15 protein-coding genes and 2 riboswitches are annotated in these 21,088 nt (G+C 64.3%); of the genes, 4 read left to right on the top strand and 11 right to left on the bottom strand.

Going from position 1 to position 21,088, the window contains the following annotated elements:
- Window positions 1–13 precede the first annotated feature (13 nt).
- From gcvP to N511_RS0106205, 4 genes are all read right to left on the bottom strand, one after another.
- Window positions 14–2,953, bottom strand: a complete 2,940-nt coding sequence (gene gcvP, locus N511_RS0106220) for an aminomethyl-transferring glycine dehydrogenase (RefSeq protein WP_027678502.1) — start codon at window positions 2,951–2,953, stop codon at window positions 14–16.
- 84 nt (window positions 2,954–3,037) lie between these two features.
- Entirely contained in the window at window positions 3,038–3,418 is a 381-nt protein-coding gene (gcvH, locus tag N511_RS0106215) for a glycine cleavage system protein GcvH (RefSeq protein WP_009239583.1), read from the bottom strand.
- Window positions 3,419–3,465: 47 nt separating this feature from the next.
- Window positions 3,466–4,593, bottom strand: a complete 1,128-nt coding sequence (gene gcvT / locus N511_RS0106210) for a glycine cleavage system aminomethyltransferase GcvT (RefSeq protein ID WP_027678501.1) — start codon at window positions 4,591–4,593, stop codon at window positions 3,466–3,468.
- 129 nt (window positions 4,594–4,722) lie between these two features.
- Window positions 4,723–4,850, bottom strand: a riboswitch (glycine riboswitch).
- Window positions 4,851–4,862: 12 nt separating this feature from the next.
- Window positions 4,863–4,960: riboswitch (glycine riboswitch) on the bottom strand.
- A gap of 399 nt (window positions 4,961–5,359) precedes the next feature.
- Complete coding sequence (locus tag N511_RS0106205) at window positions 5,360–5,686, bottom strand: hypothetical protein (RefSeq protein WP_027678500.1); 327 nt, start codon at window positions 5,684–5,686, stop codon at window positions 5,360–5,362.
- A gap of 273 nt (window positions 5,687–5,959) precedes the next feature.
- Between N511_RS0106205 and N511_RS0106200 the strand changes: the two genes are divergently transcribed.
- On the top strand, window positions 5,960–8,092 hold the full coding sequence (locus N511_RS0106200) for a UvrD-helicase domain-containing protein (RefSeq protein ID WP_027678499.1): 2,133 nt from the start codon (window positions 5,960–5,962) through the stop codon (window positions 8,090–8,092).
- 758 nt (window positions 8,093–8,850) lie between these two features.
- Window positions 8,851–10,335 carry an oxygen-independent coproporphyrinogen III oxidase gene (hemN, locus tag N511_RS0106195; RefSeq protein WP_027678498.1) on the top strand — a complete coding sequence of 495 codons (1,485 nt, stop codon included), beginning with the start codon at window positions 8,851–8,853 and terminating at the stop codon, window positions 10,333–10,335.
- Window positions 10,336–10,342: 7 nt separating this feature from the next.
- Here hemN and pyk read toward each other — a convergent pair whose 3' ends face one another.
- From pyk to gcl, 5 genes are all read right to left on the bottom strand, one after another.
- Window positions 10,343–11,821, bottom strand: a complete 1,479-nt coding sequence (gene pyk, locus N511_RS0106190) for a pyruvate kinase (RefSeq protein ID WP_027678497.1) — start codon at window positions 11,819–11,821, stop codon at window positions 10,343–10,345.
- A 621-nt stretch (window positions 11,822–12,442) separates the two neighbouring features.
- On the bottom strand, window positions 12,443–13,762 hold the full coding sequence (locus N511_RS0106185) for a glycerate kinase type-2 family protein (protein WP_027678496.1): 1,320 nt from the start codon (window positions 13,760–13,762) through the stop codon (window positions 12,443–12,445).
- Window positions 13,763–13,827: 65 nt separating this feature from the next.
- Entirely contained in the window at window positions 13,828–14,739 is a 912-nt protein-coding gene (gene glxR, locus N511_RS0106180; RefSeq protein ID WP_027678495.1) for a 2-hydroxy-3-oxopropionate reductase, read from the bottom strand.
- Between the two features lie 622 nt (window positions 14,740–15,361).
- Window positions 15,362–16,144 (bottom strand): hydroxypyruvate isomerase, encoded by a 783-nt coding sequence (hyi, locus tag N511_RS0106175; protein ID WP_024977272.1) that lies wholly within the window; start codon window positions 16,142–16,144, stop codon window positions 15,362–15,364.
- Window positions 16,145–16,187: 43 nt separating this feature from the next.
- Window positions 16,188–17,963, bottom strand: a complete 1,776-nt coding sequence (gene gcl / locus N511_RS0106170; protein ID WP_027678494.1) for a glyoxylate carboligase — start codon at window positions 17,961–17,963, stop codon at window positions 16,188–16,190.
- Window positions 17,964–18,308: 345 nt separating this feature from the next.
- On the opposite strand from gcl, the gene N511_RS0106165 reads away from it, so the two are divergent.
- Complete coding sequence (locus tag N511_RS0106165) at window positions 18,309–19,220, top strand: LysR family transcriptional regulator (RefSeq protein ID WP_027678493.1); 912 nt, start codon at window positions 18,309–18,311, stop codon at window positions 19,218–19,220.
- Window positions 19,221–19,336: 116 nt separating this feature from the next.
- Entirely contained in the window at window positions 19,337–19,762 is a 426-nt protein-coding gene (locus N511_RS0106160) for a hypothetical protein (RefSeq protein WP_231479575.1), read from the top strand.
- A gap of 3 nt (window positions 19,763–19,765) precedes the next feature.
- Here the strand turns inward: N511_RS0106160 and N511_RS0106155 are convergent, their stop codons facing one another.
- Entirely contained in the window at window positions 19,766–20,350 is a 585-nt protein-coding gene (locus N511_RS0106155) for an IMPACT family protein (RefSeq protein ID WP_027678491.1), read from the bottom strand.
- Between the two features lie 7 nt (window positions 20,351–20,357).
- Complete coding sequence (locus tag N511_RS0106150; RefSeq protein ID WP_027678490.1) at window positions 20,358–21,053, bottom strand: GntR family transcriptional regulator; 696 nt, start codon at window positions 21,051–21,053, stop codon at window positions 20,358–20,360.
- Between the last annotated feature and the right edge of the window lie 35 nt (window positions 21,054–21,088).

The raw sequence follows: 21,088 nt of genomic DNA, 5'->3' as shown, positions 1-21,088 counted from the left end.
TGGGTCGCCGGCTTTAGTCCTGTGCGTACTCGCTCATCGGCACGCAGGCGCAGAACAGGTTGCGGTCGCCGTAGACGTTGTCGGCGCGGCCAACCGGCGGCCAGTACTTGCGTGCGCGCAGCGATGCCACCGGGTAGGCGGCCTGCTCACGCGTGTACTTGTGCGACCAGTCATCGGCCATCACCACGGCTGCGGTGTGTGGCGCGTGCTTGAGCGGGTTGTCTTCGCGGTCGAATTCGCCCGAGATCACCTTGTCGACTTCGCCGCGGATGGCGATCATCGCGTCGATGAAGCGGTCGAGTTCCACCTTCGGCTCGCTTTCGGTCGGCTCGATCATCAGCGTGCCCGGCACCGGGAAGCTCATCGTCGGTGCGTGGAAGCCGAAGTCCATCAGGCGCTTGGCGATGTCTTCGTTGCTGATGCCCGATTCCTTCTGCAGCGGACGGATGTCGAGAATGCACTCGTGGGCCACCAGGCCGTGCGCGCCCGTGTACAGCACCGGGTAGTACGGCGCGAGACGCTTGGCCACGTAGTTGGCCGACAGGATGGCCGTCTCGGTGGCGGCGGTCAGGCCCGCGGCGCCCATCATCGCGATGTACATCCACGAGATCGGCAGGATCGACGCCGAGCCGAACGCCGACGCCGACACATTGCCGATGTTCTGGCTGGCATCTTCACCGGACGCCGCGCGCCCCGGGAGGAACGGCGCGAGGTGCGCACCCACGGCCACCGGACCAACGCCCGGGCCGCCGCCGCCATGCGGAATGCAGAACGTCTTGTGCAGGTTCAGGTGCGAGACGTCGCCGCCGAAGTGGCCCGGCGCGGCGGTGCCGACCATGGCGTTCATGTTGGCGCCGTCCACGTAGACCTGGCCGCCGTGGCTGTGCACGATTTCGCAGACGCGCTTCACGCCTTCCTCGAACACGCCGTGCGTGGAGGGGTAGGTGATCATGATCGCCGCGAGGTTCTTGCTGTGCTCGGCGGCCTTCTTTTCCAGATCGGCCAGATCGACGTTGCCGCGCTCATCGCAGGCCACGACGACCACCTGCATGCCGGCCATCTGCGCCGATGCGGGGTTCGTACCGTGTGCCGACGACGGGATCAGGCACACGTTGCGGTGCGCTTCGCCACGGCTGGCGTGGTAGGCGTGGATGATCAGCAGACCGGCGTATTCGCCCTGCGAGCCGGCATTCGGCTGCAGGCTCACGGCGGCGTAGCCGGTGGCGGCGCAGAGCATCTGCTCGAGCTGGTCGATCATCTCGCGGTAGCCGACGGTCTGGTCGGCCGGTGCGAACGGATGGATGTTCGAAAACTCGGGCCACGTCACCGGCAGCATTTCTGCGGTGGCGTTGAGCTTCATGGTGCACGAGCCCAGCGGGATCATCGTGCGGTCCAGCGCGAGATCCTTGTCGGCGAGACTGCGCAGGTAGCGCAGCATTTCATGTTCGGAGTGGTGCGCGTTGAACACCGGATGCGTCAGGTACGCGCTCTGGCGGATGAGCGAGGCAGGATACGCATCGGCGACGCCCGCTTCGGTCTGGTCGAAGTCCGGTGCGGCGGCGTGGGCGGCATGCGCGAAGACTTCCCACAGCGCCACGACATCGGCGCGCGTGACGGTCTCGTCCAGCGAGATGCCCAGTCGCGCGTCGTCGATCTGGCGCAGGTTGATGCCGTGCGCCTGCGCAGCGATGTGCAGGTTGGCGGTGCGCGGGCCGGTGGCAACGGTCAGCGTGTCGAAGAAGGCGTCGGCTTCCAGCGTGTAGCCGATCGCGCGGAGGCCGGCGGCCAGCGTGGCGGTCAGGCGGTGCACGCGCTGGGCGATGCGCTTCAGGCCTTGCGGGCCGTGATAGACGGCGTACATCGACGCCATCACGCCCAGCAGCACCTGCGCGGTACAGATGTTCGAGGTGGCCTTCTCGCGGCGGATGTGCTGCTCGCGCGTTTGCAGCGCGAGGCGGTAGGCCGGGTTGCCTTGCGCATCGATCGTCACGCCGACCAGTCGGCCGGGCATCGAGCGCTTGAACGCATCGCGCACGGCCATGTAGCCGGCGTGCGGGCCGCCGAAACCGAACGGCACACCAAAGCGCTGCGTGTTGCCGATCACGACGTCGGCGCCCCATTCGCCCGGCGCGGCCAGCAGCGTGAGCGCCAGCAGGTCGGCGGCGGCCACGACCAGACCGCCGGCGGCGTGCACGGCATCGGTCAGCGCCTGGTACGTCGCCAGATCGCCCAGCAGCGCACCGTTGGCGCCCGGGTATTGCAGCAGCACACCGAACGCGTCGTGCTTGGCAGCGTCGGCGGCAGGGCCGGTCACCACTTGCACGCCGATCGGCTCAGCGCGCGTGCGTACGACTTCCAGCGTTTGCGGCAGCACGTCGTCGGCCACGAAGAACACGGTCGACTTCGACTTGCCAATGCGCTGCAGCAGCGTCATGGCTTCAGCCGCGGCGGTCGCTTCGTCCAGCATCGACGCATTGGCGATGTCCATCGCCGTCAGGTCGATCACCATCTGCTGGAAATTCAGCATCGCTTCCAGACGGCCCTGCGAGATTTCCGGCTGATACGGAGTGTAGGCCGTGTACCAGGCGGGGTTTTCGAGGATGTTGCGCAGGATGACGCCCGGCGTGTGCGTGCCGTAGTAGCCCTGGCCGATCAGGCTCTTGACCACGCGGTTCTGCCCGGCGATGCCGCGCAGCTTGGCGAGCGCCGCTTCTTCGGTCAGCGGCTGCGTGAATTCGCCCAGCGGCATGCCGTCCTGGCGGCGGATGGCCGGCGGGATCACGGCGTCGATCAGCGCGGCGCGGCTGGTGTAGCCCAGCGTGCCGAGCATGGCGGTCTGCTCGTCGGCAGACGGGCCGATGTGGCGGTGCGCGAAGGCGTCGCGCGCCTCCAGGTCAGCCAACGTCGGGCGTTCGGCGGCAAGCGCCGAGGAAGCGGGGTGCGGAGCGTTCATGGCAAGGGCTCGAAATTCAGGCGATGCAAGCAATGGCCGATGCGCGGCGCAGGTCAGGGCGCGCGCACCGGCCGGAGGACCGGCTTAGCCGATCTTGGCTTCGTAATCAGCAGCCGACATCAGGGCGTTCACATCGTCGGCGTTGGTCGGCTTGATCTTGAACAGCCACGCCTCGTAGGCGCCTGCGTTCACGGATTCCGGCGCGCCGGCGGCATCGGCGTTGTTGGCGACGATTTCGCCGGCCACCGGGGCGAAGATGTCGGAAGCGGCCTTGACCGACTCCACCACGGCAATCGCTTCGTCCTTGGCGACGGCGCGGCCGGCTTCCGGCAGCTCCAGGAAGACGATGTCGCCGAGCTGTTCCTGCGCGAAGTCGGTAATGCCGATGGTCAGCGTGCCGTCGGCTTCAACGCGGATCCACTCGTCGTGTTCGGTGTACTTCAGATCGGCGGGGACGTTGCTCATGAAAGGTTTCTCCGGAAGATGAGTATTTGGGAATGCAGATTCGGTGTTCAGCTGACCAGCGCCTTGCCATTGCGCACGAACGGCAGTTTAACCACAGTCGCGGTCAACTTGCGGTCGCGAATTTCGACCTGTACGTCGGTGCCGATGGCCACGTCCTTGGGCAGGCGCGCCAGCGCGATGGAGAGCGACAGGCTCGGGCTGAACGTGCCGCTGGTGATCTCGCCGTCACCGGCGGTGGTGATGACCTTCTGGTGGGCGCGCAGCACGCCGCCCTTGTCGCGCAGGATCAGGCCGACGAACTGTTCGCGCTGGCCGCCGGCCTGCAGCGCGGCCTTGCCGTTGAAGTCGCGTTCGCTTTGCAGATCGACCGTCCAGGCGAGGCCGGCGTCGAGCGGCGAAACGTGCTCGTCCATGTCCTGGCCGTAGAGGTTCATGCCGGCTTCCAGGCGCAGCGTGTCGCGCGCGCCGAGGCCTGCCGGACGCACGCCGGCCTGCAGCAGGCGCTCCCAGACGCCCGCAATCTGCGCGGCCGGCACCACCAGTTCGAAACCGTCTTCACCGGTGTAGCCGGTGCGGGCCACCATGATCTCGCCCACGTTTTCCACGGTGACGAAGCCGGCGTTGAACGGCTTGAGCGCGTCGCCCACGGCCTGCGTGCCGGGCAGCGCGGCGTAGGTCTTGGCACGCGCGTTCGGGCCCTGCACGGCCAGGATGCCCAGCGGCTCGGCGCCTGCGTTGTTGTCGGAGCGGCGCGGCGTGATGGTCACGTCGGTGCCGGCGGCGGCGTTCTGCGCGACGATCCACTCCAGGTCCGTCGGGGCGGTGCCGGCGTTGACCACCAGGCGGAACCAGTCTTCGCGGAAGAAGTAGACGATCAGGTCGTCGATCACGCCGCCCTTGGGGTTCAGCATGCAGCTGTAGAGCGCCTTGCCGGGCGTCTGGAGCTTGTCGACGTTGTTGGCGAGCAGCCCACGCAGGAAATCGCGCACGCGCGCGCCGGTGAGGTCGACCACGCACATGTGCGAGACGTCGAAGACGCCTGCGTCCTGGCGCACGGCGTGGTGCTCTTCGATTTGGGAGCCGTAGTTGACGGGCATGTCCCAGCCGCCAAAGTCGACCATGCGGGCGCCCAGCGAGCGGTGGATGGCATTGAGCGGCGTGTGTTGGAGCGTCATGGAATCTCTCGGCTGAGTGCGCCGCCGTGGCCTGGGCGCGGCGCATGGATCGGGAACCAGAAAAGCAAAAAGGCCATCCGCGCAGCCTGATGCCTCATGGTGACGCCATGAAGATCTACAAGCTGCGCAGATGGCCCCTCTGTCCTTGGTACCTGAGAGATTGCGAAGCGGTGCGCATAGCGGTGCGCGCCGTTCGTGAGCCCCTTCGGTGGGCGCCCGCAGTGGTCGTGCGGCGCCAGCTCTCCAGAGTGCGGTCGGACGCATGTCCGCCGATCCGCCCGGTCCTGGATGCCTGAGAGTTTTCGGGTGCTACCCCTTCGGCGGCGCCTTGCCGTGTACGGCGGGCACGCTCTCCCGGATGGATGGGCGGAATTTACGGAAGGGGGATGGGATTGTCAATTGGGGTGGACTTGGCGGTTTCGGGTTGGGGGGGGAGGGCTGGATTTTTTGTGCTTGTGGTCCGTCCTCGTTTCGTTCCCTGCCGGGACCGACTTACTTTTCTTTGTCTTGCCAAAGAAAAGTAAGCAAAAGAAAGGCGCGCCCGAGATGGCGAAAGACTCCTTGAATTTATGTCGCAGGGAGGGGAAGGGAAAAACTCGCTTCGCTCAGACAGTTTCCCTTCCTTTTTCCTCCCTGCAACAGAAATTCAAGGCGCCATCTAGGGCAGGAACGTCAAAGGCCAAAGACAACGGCCACACCGTCGGGGCGCTGGCGGGAGCGCCTTGTGGTGTGGCCGGAGTGCGGGTGTGGCTGGTCTTGCTTTGACTTACTTGCCGATTTGGCGGCTGACCTGGTTTTCCTGCTGGTTCAGCGTGCGCTGTTCCTGTTTGGTGATGTGCCCACCGTTTTGGGCTGCCATGTCGCGCTCTTCCTGGCGAATCTGGCGGTCTTCCTTGTGCAGCTGGCGCGCCTGGCTCTTGGTGATTTCGCCTTCCTTCACTTCGTTGTGGATGCGCTTGTTCTGGTTGGCGAGGCGGTGGTTGACCTCGGCGCGGCGCGGGTGGTCCTTTTGCCATTGCGTCTGGGCGAAGGCGCCGGTGGTGGCAGACAGGGCGACGGCGCTGATGGCCAGGGCTTTGACGATGCGGTTCATGGTGCGTTCTCCGGTGGGCGGCCGACCGATTCAGCCGCTGTCCTGCCCATAACGGCGTGCCGCGCGGGGTCGCTTACGCCGTTCGTGTAACGGTGCGTAAGCGGTGTAACGCCCCTGCGAAAAGCGAGGGGCGCAAACGCGTGCGGTGCGGTATTGGGCACCTCCGCAGGCGCCCCGGCAACAGGCCTTTCGTCGGCTCAATCGATGCAAAGGCGCCGTGCTACCATCGCCCTCCGCTGTCGTTCCCGCCTGCTTTTTCTTCCGCCTGCTCCCATGTCTTCCGGTCTCGCCCACGGGCTCAATGCTGCCCAATCCGAAGGTGTGCATTACCTCGACGGCCCGTGCCTGGTGCTGGCCGGTGCGGGCTCGGGCAAGACGCGCGTGATCACGCAGAAGATCGCGCACCTGATCCTCGACAAGGGCTTCGAGCCCAAGCACATCGCCGCCGTTACGTTTACCAACAAGGCGGCCAAGGAAATGCAGGAGCGCGTGGCCAAGCTGATGGACGGCAAGACGCGCGAAGACGGCAAGCGCATTCCCATCAAGCAGTTGACGGTCTGTACGTTTCACTCGCTCGGCGTGCAGATCCTGCGGGCGGAAGCCGAGCATGTCGGCCTCAAGCCACGTTTCTCGATCATGGATTCCGACGATTGCTTCGGGATGATCCAGGAGCAGCTGGCGACCACCGACAAGCAGTTGATTCGCCGCGTGCAGAGCACGATCTCGCTGTGGAAGAACGGTCTCGTCGATCCGGACACCGCGATTGCCGAGGCGCTCGCCAACAACAACGTCGACGACCATCAGGCCGCGCTCGTCTACCGCAACTACGTGGCGACGCTGCATGCGTATCAGGCGGTGGATTTTGACGACCTGATCCGCATTCCCGCTGAGCTGTTCGCGCGCAATGAAGACGTGCGCCTGAAGTGGCAGAACCGCCTGCGCTACTTCCTCGTCGATGAATATCAGGACACCAACGCCTGCCAGTATCAGCTGCTGAAGCTGCTGGCGGGCGGCTCGCACCTGCGTGCGCCGGCCTTCACGGCCGTGGGCGACGACGACCAGGCCATCTACGGCTGGCGCGGCGCCACGCTCGACAACCTCAAGCTGCTGCAGACCGATTTTCCGAACCTGAAGGTGATCAAGCTGGAGCAGAACTACCGCTCCACGGTGCGCATCCTGAACGCCGCCAACGCGGTCATCGCGCAGAACCCGAAGCTGTTCGAGAAGACGCTGTGGAGCGAGCACGGCATGGGCGACCCCATCAACGTGACCAGCGCCAATGACGAAGAGCACGAAGCCGAGAGCGTCGTCTTCAAGCTGTCCGCCCACAAGTTCGAGCGTCGTGCGCAGTTTCGCGATTACGCGATCCTGTATCGCGGCAACTTCCAGGCGCGCCTGTTCGAGCAGATCCTGCGGCGCGAACGCATTCCGTATGTGCTCTCGGGCGGCCAGAGCTTTTTCGACAAGGCCGAGATCAAGGATCTGTGCGCCTATCTGCGGCTGATTGCCAATGCGGATGACGACCCCGCGTTCATCCGCGCCATCACCACGCCCAAGCGGGGCGTGGGCAATGCGACGCTGGAAGTGCTGGGCGCATTCGCGGGGCAGGCCAAGGTGTCGCTGTTCGAGGCGGCAATGATGGGCGGCATCGAAGCGCAACTCGCGCCGCGCCAACTGGAGCCGCTGCGGGTGTTCTGCGAATTCATCGTGCGGCTCTCGGACCGCGCCGCCAAGGAGCCCGCCGCCACGCTGCTCGACGAGATGATGGAAGGCATCCACTACGAGGCCTACCTGTACGACACCTACGACGAGCGCCAGGCGCAGAACAAGTGGACCAACGTGCTGGAGTTCCTCGACTGGCTCAAGCGCAAGGGCACCAAGCCGGAGAAGGATGACGACGAAGGTGACGACAAAGAGGCCACCGGTTTCGACAACGCGGATGGCCTGATGGACGCCGGTAAAAACCTGCTGGAACTCACGCAGACCATCGCGCTGATCAGCATGCTCGAAGGCAAGGAAGAGGATCCGGATGCGGTGCGCCTGTCAACGCTGCACGCGAGCAAGGGGCTGGAGTATCCGCACGTGTTTCTGGTGGGCGTGGAAGAGGGCATCCTGCCGCACTGCCGCGAAGACGACGATCTGACGGACGAGAAGATCGAAGAAGAGCGGCGGTTGATGTATGTGGGCATCACGCGGGCGCAGCGCAGCCTGCATATCAGCTGGTGCAAGAAACGCAAGCGGGCGCGGGAGACGGTGGTGTGTGAGCCGTCGCGCTATATCGCTGAGATGAAGCTTGGGGAGGATGCCGGGCCGACGCCTGAGGACACGATGCCGGCGATGTCGCCGAAGGATCGGTTGGGGGCGTTGAAGGGGTTGTTGGCGGCTAAGAAGACTGTGGTTTCGTGATTGGGTTTTTGGTTTTTGCGTTGGTGGTCCATCTCCCTTTCGTTCCCTGCCGGGACCGACTCACTTTTCTTTGTCTTGCCAAAGAAAAGTAAGCAAAAGAAAGGCGCGCCCGAGATGGCGACCCATCCCTTGAATTTGTGTGACCGTGCGGGGAAGGAGGCAAACTCGCTGCGCTCAGACAGCCTCCTTCCTTGATCCGCCCGCTCACAAAAATTCAAGGCGCCATCAAGGGCCTAACGTCAAAAGAAAAAGGCCAACCCATCGTGCGGTTGGCCTTTGTCGTTTGGGCTGGCGCCCCGAAGGTGTGGCTTTGTCCTTTGACTTTTCCTGCCCTAGATGGCGCCTTGAATTTCTGTTGCAGGGAGGAAAAAGGAAGGGAAACTGTCTGAGCGCAGCGAGTTTTTCCCTTCCCCTCCCTGCGACATAAATTCAAGGAGTCTTTCGCCATCTCGGGCGCGCCTTTCTTTGCTTACTTTCTTTGGGCAAGACCAAAGAAAGTGAGTCAGCCCCGGCAGGGGATGAAACAAGGGATGCACCAACAGCAAAAACCAAAAACCAAAAACCAAAAACCAAAAACCAAAAACCAAAAACCAAAACCCCCAAAACACCCGTCGAAGGCCATCCCTGTTGTGCCGCCGTGACGCCCCGCGTGCCGCACACAACGCTTTGAAACACGCATTGACCGACGTTGACACACATCAACCCGACACTCACCTCGCGGTTTTAGGATGACCTATCGCCCCCACTAGAACCGCCCCATGTTTCCGTTCGCCAAGCCGGCAGATCCTCCGTCCGCCGCCAACGACAGCGCTTTCCGCTGGTCGGCTCCCCAGGTGCGCGCGCTCGCGCAGCGTTTTGATACGCACGGCCCGCGCTATACCTCGTATCCAACGGCTGACCGCTTTCACAACCAGTTTGGTAACGCCGATTACCTCGACGCCTTGCACCGCCGCGCCGCGATCGCGCCTGCGCTGCATGCGCCGCTGTCGCTGTACATGCACCTGCCGTTCTGCGCGAACCTTTGCTACTACTGCGGCTGCAACAAGGTCGTCACGAAGGACCGCTCGCGCAGTGCACGTTATGTTGAAACGCTCGCGCGTGAGATGGCCATGGTGGCCAACCAGATCGGCCCACTGCGCCGCGTGACGCAATTGCACTGGGGCGGCGGCACGCCCACGTTTCTCGCGCACGACGAGATGCGTGCCGTGATGGCCGCGACGCGCGAGCATTTTGCGCTGACGGGCGACGCCGAAATCTCCGTCGAACTCGACCCGCGCCACGCCGACGACGCCACGCTCCAAGTCCTGGCCGAGATCGGCTTCAATCGCGCAAGCCTCGGCATTCAAGACTTCGACCCCGAGGTGCAGCGCGCTGTGCATCGCACGCAGAGCGTGGAAGAGACGCGCCGCGTGGTCGACACCGCGCGCCGGCTGGGCTTCGAGTCGATCAGCTTCGACCTGATCTACGGCTTGCCGCATCAACGCACCGAGACCTTCAACGCCACGCTCGATCGCGTGCTGGAGATGGCGCCCGACCGGCTGTCCGTCTACAGCTACGCGCATCTGCCGCACCTGTTCAAGCAGCAACGCCGCATCGATCTGCTCGCGCTGCCGACCGCCGACGAAAAACTCGATTTGCTGGCGATGACGGTGGAGCGCCTCGTCGCCGAGGGTTATGTCTACATCGGTATGGACCACTTCGCTCGGCCTGACGATGCGCTTGCCATCGCGCAGCGTGAAGGGCGGCTGCAGCGCAATTTCCAGGGCTATTCGACGCACGCCGATTGCGACATGCTGGCGTTTGGGGTGTCCGCCATCAGCCGCGTGGGCGATGTGTATGCGCAGAACGAAAAGGATCTCGACGCGTACTACGCCCGCATCGATGCCGGCGAACTGGCCGTGCTGCGCGGCATGTCGCTCACGCCGGACGACCATGTGCGCCGCGCGCTGATCGGCGAGCTGATGTGCGGATTTGAACTGAACATGCGCACCTTCGGCGCGCGCCACGGGCTGGACTTCAAGCGCAGTTTTGCGGACGAGCTGCGGGCGCTGGCGCCGCTGGAGGAAGCCGGGCTGGTGAGGGTGGGGGACGAACGCATCGTCATCACGCCGCAAGGGCGGCTGCTCGTGCGCCGCATCGCGATGGTCTTCGATTCGCACCTGCGCGAGGCCGGCACGGAGCGCGCGGTGGAAGCCGGGGGCAAGCCCGTCGGCTTCGTTCCGCGCTACTCCAAGGTGGTCTGACGCAGCGTCAGGCCGTCGCGGCTTCGAACTGCTCGGCGCGCGTTTCGGTCTGGGCGGTTGCCACGGTCTGCGGCCAGATTTCCGCCAGGCGCAGCAGGTTGGTCGAACCGGCCTGGCCGAACGGCATGCCCGCCGTGATGGCGATCTGGTCGCCCGACACGGCAAAGCCTTCACGCGCGGCGGCCCGGCACGCTGCGTCCACCATCTCGTCGACATTGCTCACATCGGGGCTGACCGTGCTGTGCACGCCCCACGCGATGGCCAGCCGGCGCGCCGTGTCCAGGCGCGGCGTGATGCTGACGATGGGCGCCAGTGGCCGCTCGCGTGCGGCGCGCAGGCTCGTCTTGCCGCTGGACGTGTAGGTGACGGTGGCCACTGCGCCCAGGATGTGCGTCACGTCGCGCAAGGCCGCGCAGATGGCGTCCTGGCGCGTGGGCAGCGGCGGTTGATGTTGCGCGTCGATCAGGTTGCGGTAGAGCGGGTCGCGTTCGGTCTCGGCAATGATGCGGTTCATGATGCTGACCGCCGCCACCGGGTGCTTGCCGCTGGCCGACTCGGCCGACAGCATCACGGCATCGGTGCCGTCGTACACGGCGCTGGCCACGTCGGAGGCTTCGGCGCGTGTCGGCACCGGCGCTTCGATCATCGATTCCAGCATCTGCGTGGCCACGACCACCGGCTTGCCGTGCTGGCGCGCCATGCGCAGGATGCGCTTCTGCACACCGGGCACGCGCTCGGGCGGCAGCTCCACACCCAGATCGCCGCGCGCCACCATCAGCGCGTCGGAGGCCTGCACGATGTCTTCCAGGTGCAGCAGCGCGGCGGGCTTTTCGATCTTCGAGAGCAGCCCAGCGCGGTCGCCAATGATCTCGCGTGCGGCGATCACGTCTTCGGCGCGCTGCACGAACGACAGCGCAATCCAGTCCACGCCCAATGACAGCGCGAAGTCCAGATCGCGCAGGTCTTTCTCGGTGAGCGCAGGGATGGGGATCACGGCGTCCGGCACGTTCACGCCCTTGCGGTCCGACAGCGGGCCGCCATCGACCACGCGCGTGACGATGGCCGTCGGGTCGGCGGCTTCCACGGCCAGGCGGATCTTGCCGTCGTCCAGCAACAGCGACTGGCCAGGCGCGGTAGCGGCGTACAGCTCCGGATGCGGCAGATGCACGCGCGTGACATCGCCTGGCGTCGGGTCACGGTCGAGCACAAAGCGATCCCCGTTCTTGAGCACGACGCGGCCGTCGGCGAACGTGCCGATGCGCAGCTTCGGACCTTGCATGTCAGCGAGGATGCCGATCGGGCGGCCGGTCTCGGCCTCCACCGCGCGCACGGTGTCGTAGCGCTTGCGGTGGTCTTCGTGCGAGCCGTGGCTGAAGTTCAGGCGGAAGACGTCCGCGCCGGCGTCGAAGAGGGCGCGGATGGTGTCTTTGTCGCTGCTGGCGGGGCCTAGGGTGGCGAGGATTTTGGTGTTGCGGAAGCGGCGCACTTTGTTGCTCCGGGTGGGGTTGTTTATTTGCTTGGTTGGGCCTTGGTGGTCCACTCCCTTTTCACCCCCTGCCGGGGGCGACTCACTTTCTTTGTCTTGCCAAAGAAAGTGAGCAAAGAAAGGCGCGCCCGAGATGGCGACCCCTTCCTTGAATTTGTGTAACCGGGCGGGGAAGGAGGCAAACTCGCTGCGCTCAAACAGCCTCCTTCCTTTTTCCGCCCGCTTACACAAATTCAAGGCGCCATCTAGGGCAGGGTACGGCCACACAATCTGTGTGCTGACCTAGGTGGCTCTTGTTTGTTGCGGTGTTGCTCGCTTTGCTTCGCGTTGTGCTGCCGATTCCTGCTGCACTCGTGACCGATGGTTTGGCCGTTGACTTTGTTGCCCTAGATGGCGCCTTGAATTTCTGTTGCAGGGAGGAAAAAGAGGGGAGGCCTGTCTGAGCGAAGCGAGTTTGCCTCCCCTCCCTCCCTGCGACATAAATTCAAGGAGTCTTTCGCCATCTCGGGCGCGCATTTCTTTGCTTACTTTCTTTGGGCAAGACCAAAGAAAGTGAGTCAGCCCCGGCAGGGGATGAAACAAGGGATGGACCACAAACATCAATCCATCCCTCGCCCAACCTCAAGCAGTAATCAAAATCGCCCGAAAATCATTCACATTAGTCCGCGTAGGCCCAGTCACAATCAAATCGCCCAACGCATCAAAAAACCCATACCCATCGTTGTTGTCGAGCAGCTGCTTCGGCTTCAACCCAAGCGCTTCAGCACGCGCCAGGCTATCCGGTGTCAGGATCGCTCCAGCGTTGTCTTCCGAGCCATCGATGCCATCGGTATCGCAAGCAATCGCATGCACACCCGGCAAACCATCCAACGCCACGCCCAGCGCCAGCAGGAACTCGGCATTGCGCCCGCCGCGCCCATTACCACGCACGGTCACCGTGGTTTCACCACCCGACAGAATCACGCACGGCTTGGTGAACGGCTGATTGCGCGCCACGATCTGCCGCACGATGCCGGCATGCACTTCGGCCACATCGCGCGCCTCGCCTTCAATGCTGTCCGACAGGATGTGCGCCTCGTAACCGAGCGCGCGTGCCTGCGCGGCAGCCGCTTCCAGCGCGTGCTGGGCCGTCGCGATGACGTGGCTGCGATGGCCTTCGAAACGTGCATCGCCGGGCTTGGGCGTTTCACCGGCACCGGTTTCCAGATGACGGCGCACCGCTTCGGGCACGTCGATGCCGTATTTGTCGATCACGGCCAGCGCATCTGCGCAGGTGGTGGCGTCGGGCAACGTCGGGCCGCTGGCGATGAGCGTCGGGTCGTCGCCGGGAATATCGGAGATCAGCAGCGTCTCGACGCGTGCAGGTGCGCACGCCAGCGCCAGACGCCCGCCCTTGATGGACGAGAGGTGCTTGCGCACGCAGTTCATCTCGCCGATGCTGGCGCCGCTTTTGAGCAGCGCGCGGTTGACGGACTGCTTGTCGGCCAGCGTCAGACCTTCGGCCGGAGCGGCCAGCAGGGCCGAGCCACCGCCCGAGATCAGGCACAGGACAAGGTCGTCTTCTGTCAGACCTTCGAGCAGGCCGACCATGCGTTGCGCAGCGTGTTGGCCCGCTGCATCGGGCACGGGGTGCGAGGCTTCAACCACTTCAATGCGGCCTTGTGTGCCGGGCGCGCGGCCATGTTCGTAACGCGTGACGACCAAGCCAGACAGCTCGCCCTTCCAGTGCTGCTCCACCGCCTCTGCCATCGCGGCTGCGCCCTTGCCGGCGCCGATGACGATGGTGCGGCCACGCGGCGGTTCGGGCAGGAATGCCGGCAAGCATTGCGCCGCGCTGACCGCAGCCACCGCGGTATCAAACAGGCCGTGCAGCAACGCGCGCGGCGACGGATTGGGCAAGGCAGCGCGCAGGGCGGCCTGGGCAGACTGGTCGTGGTGCATGGCAGAAAGCGGGGAGACAGCAAAAAGAACTGCCGCCGCCCGAAGGCTGCGACAGTGCACACAACTTAGGCAATATCGTGATTCGACATGATCTCGATCGCGCGGCACAGTGCCGAGTGGTCTTGCTTGCCCATGCCGTTGGCGGCGCAGGTGTTGAACAGCTCCTGCGCGGTGGCCGTGTTCGGCAGGGCCACGCCCAGCGTCTTGGCGCCCTGCAGGGCCAGGTTCAAGTCCTTCTGGTGCAGCTCGATGCGGAAGCCCGGGTCGAACGTACGCTTGACCATGCGCTCGCCGTGCACTTCAAGAATGCGCGAGGCCGCGAAGCCGCCCATCAGCGCCTGACGCACCTTCGCCGGGTCCGCGCCCGCCTTCGATGCGAACAGCAGCGCTTCCGACACGGCCTGGATGTTCAGCGCCACGATGATCTGGTTGGCCACCTTGGTGGTCTGGCCGTCGCCGTTGCCGCCGACCAGCGTGATGTTCTTGCCCATCAAGTTGAACAGCGGAGCAACGCGGTCGAACGCAGCCTGCTCACCGCCCACCATGATCGTCAGCGATGCAGCCTTCGCGCCCACTTCGCCACCCGACACCGGAGCGTCCAGGTATTGCGCGCCGGTCTTGTTGATGCGCGATGCGAAGTCCTTCGTCGCGATCGGCGAGATCGAGCTCATGTCGACGACGATCTTGCCGGCAGCAGCGTCCTTGCCTGCGTCCTTCAGCGCCTTGGCGACGCCCTTCTCGCTGAACAGCACGGCTTCAACGTGCGGGGTGTCCGGCACCATGATGAAGATAATGTCGGCGCGCTTGGCGACTTCTTCCGCGCTCGTGCAGACCGTCACGCCAGCTTCCACCAGTGCGGCGGGGGCCGGGTTGACGTCGTGCACGAACAGCGTGTGGCCTGCGGCGCGCAGGTGACCTGCCATGGGGGCGCCCATGATGCCGAGGCCGATGAAACCGAGGTTGAGGGTGGTTGCCATGGTGAGGGATCTCCTTGGTTTGGATGTTGGTGGTTGTTGGTTTGGACCTTGGTGGTCCACTCCCTTTTCACCCCCTGCCGGGGGCGACTCACTTTCTTTGTCTTGCCAAAGAAAGTAAGCAAAGAAAGGCGCGCCCGAGATGGCGACCCCTTCCTTGAATTTGTGTAACCGGGCGGGGAAGGAGGCACACTCGCTGCGCTCAAACAGCCTCCTTCCGTTTTCCGCCCGCTTACACAAATTCAAGGCGCCATCTAGGGCAAGGTACGGCCACACAATCTGTGTGCTGACCTAGGTGGCTCTTGTTTGTTGCTGTGTTGCTCGCTCTGCTTCGCGTTGTGTTGCTGGTTCCTGCTGCAGTCGTGTTCCGATGGTTTGGCCGTTGGAGCCCTAGATGGCGCCTTGAATTTCTGTTGCAGAGAGGAAAAAGAGGGCAGGCCTGTCTGAGCGAAGCGAGTTGCCTGCACTCCCTCTCTGCGACATAAATTCAAGGAATCTTTCGCCATCTCGGGCGCGCCTTTCTTTTGCTTACTTTTCTTTGGCAAGACAAAGAAAAGTGAGTCAGCCCCGGCAGGGGATGAAACAAGGGATGCACCACCGGAGCAAAACCAAACCGAACAAAATCTCAAGCAACGTTGTGAGCCGCCCGCCAGCCAAGACCTTCCACAGTCCCAGCCTTAGGCTTGTACTCACAACCAATCCAGCCTTGGTAGCCAATCTCATCCAACCAACGGAACAGGAACTGATAGTTGATTTCCCCAGTCCCCGGCTCATTGCGCCCAGGGTTATCCGCCAGCTGCACATGCTTGATCTTGTCCAGATGGCGCTTCAGCGTGCTAGCCACTTCGCCTTCCATCCGCTGCATGTGATAGATGTCGTACTGCACGTACAGGTTGGACGCGTCCACGTCGTTGATCAGGTCCAGCGCCTGCTGCGTGCGGTTCAGGTAAAAGCCCGGAATATCGAACGTGTTGATCGGCTCGATCAGCAGATCAATCTTCTCGGCCTTCAGTGCCTTCGCCGCAAACTTCAGGTTCTCCACCAGCGTCTTGCGCGCAGCGTCTTCGCTCACGCCTTCGGGGCGAATGCCCACCAGGCAGTTGAGCTGTTTCACGCCGAGCACCTTGGCGTATTTGATGGCTTCGCCCACGCCGTCTTGAAACTCGCTCACGCGGTCCGGCAGGATGGCGATACCGCGCTCGCCGCCGTCCCAGTTGCCGGCGGGCAGGTTGTGCAGGACCAGGTCCAGCTGGAAGCGGTTCAGGCGATCGGCAATCTGGTCGGCATGAAACGCGTAGGGAAACAGGAACTCCACCCCGCGAAAGCCCGCACGCGCGGCGGCTTCGAAGCGGTCGAGGAAGGCCTGCTCGTTGAACAGCATGGTCAGGTTGGCTGCCAGCTTGGTCATGGTTTCTCCTTGTATCGGACGGTGAGGGAATGGCGCGCCGTCTTTATGCGGTGACGCCTTCGGCTTCCGTGAGGGTGTCTTCCAGGTCGAGCACTTCTTCAAACTCGACCACGTTGTCGATCTCCGTACCCATCGCGATGTTGGTCACGCGCTCGAGAATCACTTCCACCATCACCGGCACCGAGAACTCCGCCATCAGCAGGCGAGCCTGCGCAAAGGCGGGTTCGATGTCTTCGGGCTTGAACACGCGGATCGCCTTGCAACCCAGGCCTTCCACCACCTTCACGTGGTCGACGCCGTAGCCGTTCAGCTCGGGTGCGTTGACGTTGTCGAAGGCGAGCTGGACGCAGTAGTCCATCTCGAAGTTGCGCTGCGCCTGGCGGATCAGGCCCAGGTACGAGTTGTTCACCACCACATGGATGTACGGCACCTTGAACTGCGCGGCCACCGCCATCTCTTCGATCATGAACTGGAAGTCGTAGTCACCCGAGATGGCCACCACGTCGCTGTTGGGCGAGGCCACCTTCACGCCGATGGCGGCGGGAATCGTCCAGCCCAGCGGGCCTGCCTGGCCGCAGTTGATCCAGTGGCGCGGCTGGTTGACCGACAGGAACTGCGCAGCGGCGATCTGCGACAGGCCGATCGTGCTCACGTAACGCACGTCGCGCGGGAAGTACTGGTTCATCTCGCGGTACACGCGCTGCGGCTTGATGGGCACGTTGTCGAAGTCGGAGCGACGCAGCATCGTGCGCTTGCGCTTCTGCACGTCGGCGTTCCAGCTCTTGCGGCACGGCAGCTTGCCGGCGGCCTTCAGCTCGCGGGCGACTTCAATGAACTTCTCCAGCGCCGCCTTGGCGTCCGAGACGATGCCCAGGTCCGGACCGAACACGCGGCCGATCTGGGTCGGTTCGATATCGACGTGCACGAACTTGCGGCCCTTGGTGTAGACGTCGACGCTGCCGGTGTGGCGGTTGGCCCAGCGGTTGCCGATGCCGAACACGAAGTCCGACGCCAGCAGCGTGGCGTTGCCGTAGCGGTGCGACGTTTGCAGGCCGACCATGCCGGCGTTGAGCGGGTGGTCGTCGGCCAGCACGCCCCAGCCCATCAGGGTCGGGACGACGGGCACATTCACCAGCTCGGCAAACTCGACCATCAGCTTGGCCGCATCGGCGTTGATCACGCCGCCGCCGCACACCAGCAGCGGGCGCTCGGCTTGGCACAGCATCTCGATGGCGCGCTCGGCCTGCGCACGCGTTGCCGCGGGCTTGTAGACCGGCAGCGGGCTATACGTGTCGGGATCGAATTCGATCTCGGCGACTTGCACGTCGAACGGCAGGTCGATCAGCACCGGGCCCGGGCGGCCCGAGCGCATCAGGTGGAACGCCTGCTGGAACACGCGCGGGACCAGCGCCGGCTCACGCACGGTGACGGCCCACTTCGTGACCGGCTTGGCGATCGACTCGATGTCGACGGCCTGGAAATCTTCCTTGTACAGGCGTGCGCGTGGCGCCTGGCCGGTGATGCAGAGGATGGGAATCGAATCTGCCCAGGCCGAGTACAGGCCGGTGATCATGTCGGTGCCGGCAGGGCCCGACGTGCCGATGCACACGCCGATGTTGCCCGGCTCGGCACGGGTGTAGCCCTCGGCCATATGCGAGGCGCCTTCAACGTGGCGCGCCAGCACGTGGTCGATGCTGCCAGCCTTGCGCAACGCCGAATACAACGGGTTGATAGCGGCACCGGGCACGCCGAAGGCCGTGGTGATGCCCTCTTTTTCCATCACCGCAACTGCGGCATCAATCGCTCTCATCTTCGGCATGGGTGTCTCCAGGAAGGGGAAGGTGGGAATACGTTGGAGCTGATCCTATTCCCGCATGCCGATATGGATAAACGCAGATTTCGTCAGTTGATTGCTAACTCTGCATATCGAATCGTTTTGCGTGCTGCACCAATCGTGCGGCCATCAAGAAGCTGAGAAACCGCACCATGAAGCGGTTTTCACGTGATTTGGTGCAGCGCAAAATATCGACGTGAGGCGTGTGCATCGATCACATCGTCCTTCGCCATTTTTGCCATTCGTCACAAGTGATATGCGCCAGAAAGCCGCAATCCGGGTACGGAATGCTCACTAAAATGGTCAGACATTGCGAACTGGAATGATGGAATGGACAAGCTCAAGCAGATCGAGGCGTTCATCGCCGTGGTGGAACACGGCAGCATGGCCGCCGCCGCGCTCACGCAGGACGTGACGCCCGTCATGATCGGCCGCCGCATCAACGCGCTGGAGGCCCGGCTGGGCGTGAAGCTGCTGCACCGGTCGACCCGCCGCATTGCGGTGACGGAGCAGGGCGCGGTCTTCATGGAACAGTGCAAGAAGGCACTGGGCGAGCTGGACCGCGCGGAGCTGCTCGTTGCCGAAGGCCGCCACAAGGCGACCGGCCACCTGATCGTCTCGGCGCCCGCAGCGTTCGGCCGCAAGCACGTCGCGCCGCATGCACCGGACTTTCTGCGTGCCAACCCCGACGTGCGCATCTCGTTCAACCTGACCGACCGCGTGGTCGACCTCGTGCGCGAAGGCTACGACGTGGGCATCCGCATTGGCGGCGCGATCGATCCGAACTTCGTGGCGATTCGCCTGGCGTCGAACAAGCGCGTGGTGTGCGGCACGCCTGCGTACTTCGCTAAGCACGGCGTGCCGCGCACGCTCGACGACCTCGCGCGCCACAACTGCCTCGCCTTCAACCTGCAGGGCGGTCAGCAGCGCGGCTGGTATTTCCAGCAGAACGGCAAGGCCGTCACCGTGAAGGTGAACGGCAACCTCGACTGCAACGACGGTGAACTGCTGCACCGCTGGATGGGCGAAGGCCTGGGCCTGGGCTGGCGCTCAACGTGGGAGATCCAGCCTGAGCTGGAATCCGGCGCGCTGATGACGGTGCTGGACGACTACGCGCTGCCCGACTACGACATCCTTGCCGTGTACCCGCAGCAGCGGCCGGTGCCGGCGAAGATCCGGTTCTTTATCGAGCACCTGAAGTCGGTGTATGGGCAGGCGGGGTATTGGTCGCGCACGCGTTAGTTGAGCGTGCGGAAATGGATGGCGGTTCCTAAACTGGTCATCAGACGCATCGCGACTGGCGCGCTCAATGCCGGAGACTGAAGATGCTACGCAGAACTGCAGTTGTCGGCGCGCTCATGCTCAGCAGCTCGGCCCTCGCGTGCGATCTGACCGGGCTTGAGCACCCGCTGGTGTTCTCGCCCGGCGAGTCTGCGCTGCCGACCGCCGAAATCCTGAAACTGGCCGAATGGGATTCGCAGCTCAAAGACGATTTTCGCAACGGCGGCAAGTACCGGGTGCGCTTGCAGGAGGCGACAGAGCCCGCTCCTGACCCAGAGCTGGCCGTGCTGCGTCTCAGAAGCCTGCAGGCCGTGCTGGGCGCCGTCGGTATCGAGGGCGACAAAGTCGAGTCGTCCGAAGCCGACACGCATCTACGTGCCGCGGAACGCGAGGGTGTCGCCCCAAAAATGCCGACAGCCGCGTACGTCGTTTTTCAACCGGACTGCCAGAACCCATGTTGCCTGGGCTCCGCGCCCGCCGCTCCGCTCGCTCCCCAGCGATAGGCGCTAGGTAATTGCCACACGCCCCTGCGTCAAATCCCGCAACGCGACCCGCGCCGCCGCCTCGTCCGTCACGGGCAGCCGCACCGCGAGCGTCACGCCCGCATCGTACGCAGCATCGAGGAGCGTGTAGCCGCCATCGTCGATCCAGCGGCGGATGCGCGCCTCATCGGCGTAATCGGTGGAGAGGGTAAGCGTGGCGCTGGCGATGCGCTCCACGCGTTCGGCCTGCATGAGCGCGGTGGCGATGGCGTCCGTGTAGGCGCGCACGAGGCCGCCCGCGCCGAGCTTGACGCCGCCGAAGTAACGCACCACGGCGCCCAGCGTGCCGTCCAAGTCGTGATGGCGCAGCACCTCCAGAATGGGGCGGCCCGCCGTGCCGGAGGGTTCCCCGTCGTCGGACATGCCGGACTGGCCGCCCGCCAGAAGCGCCCAGCAGACGTGCGTGGCAGCGGGGTGCTCGGCGCGCAGGCGTGCAATGACGTCCATGGCGGCCGCCCGGTCTTCCACCGGCACGGCCAATCCGATAAAGCGGCTTTTCTTGATTTCCAGCTCGGCCGAAACCGGCGCGCGAAGCGTATACGTCGGCACGCGCGGGTCAGGCGAGGAGGGCGGCTACGAGATCCGTCGCGCGGCCGCCCGGCGATTCAAACTTGAGCGACGCCTCGGTGTGCGCCATGTGCTCTTCCATCAGGGCGATGGCGCCGTCCACGTCGCCGCGCTTGGCGGCATCCAGCAGGGCCGTGTGCTCTTCCGACGAGCGCACGGCGTCGTAGGTCGACTGGTACATCATCGTGATGACCGAACTGCGCGCGGAAAGCTCGTACAGCATCTCCTTGAGCACGCTGTTGCCGACCACGTCGGCCATCAGAAGGTGGAAGTCGGCCATCAGGCGATTGCGGCGCGGCACGTCCGACAGGTCGCCGCTGGCTGCCACCTTGTGCTCTTCGGCCAGGTGCTTCTCCAGCCGCTTGTAATCGGCGGGCGTCGCTTTGGCGATGAACTCGCGCACCAGCGCAACCTCGAGCACGCGGCGCACTGCAAAGACCTCGCGCGCCTCGGTCTCGTCGGGTTTGGCGACGAACGCGCCGCGATCCGGCTCCATGCGGATCAGCTTGTCCTTGGCCAGCATCAGCAGCGCCGCGCGAATCTTGGTGCGGCTGACGTGGTAGACCCGCGCCAGCGCCTCTTCGCGCAGCTTGGTGCCCGGCGGCAGCCGATGCGCGACGATCGCCTGGGCGATGTCGTCGGCAATGCCTTCGGAGGAGATGTCGGCGGCGGTGGTTTCAGTCATGGCGCCGATTTTACCGCCGTCCGACAACAGCGCCG

Origin of the sequence: Ralstonia sp. UNC404CL21Col (assembly GCF_000620465.1) — a bacterium.
Lineage (GTDB): Bacteria > Pseudomonadota > Gammaproteobacteria > Burkholderiales > Burkholderiaceae > Ralstonia > Ralstonia flatus.
The sequence above is the reverse complement of the archived record's forward strand: the minus strand, read 5'-3'. Positions and strand labels throughout refer to the sequence as shown.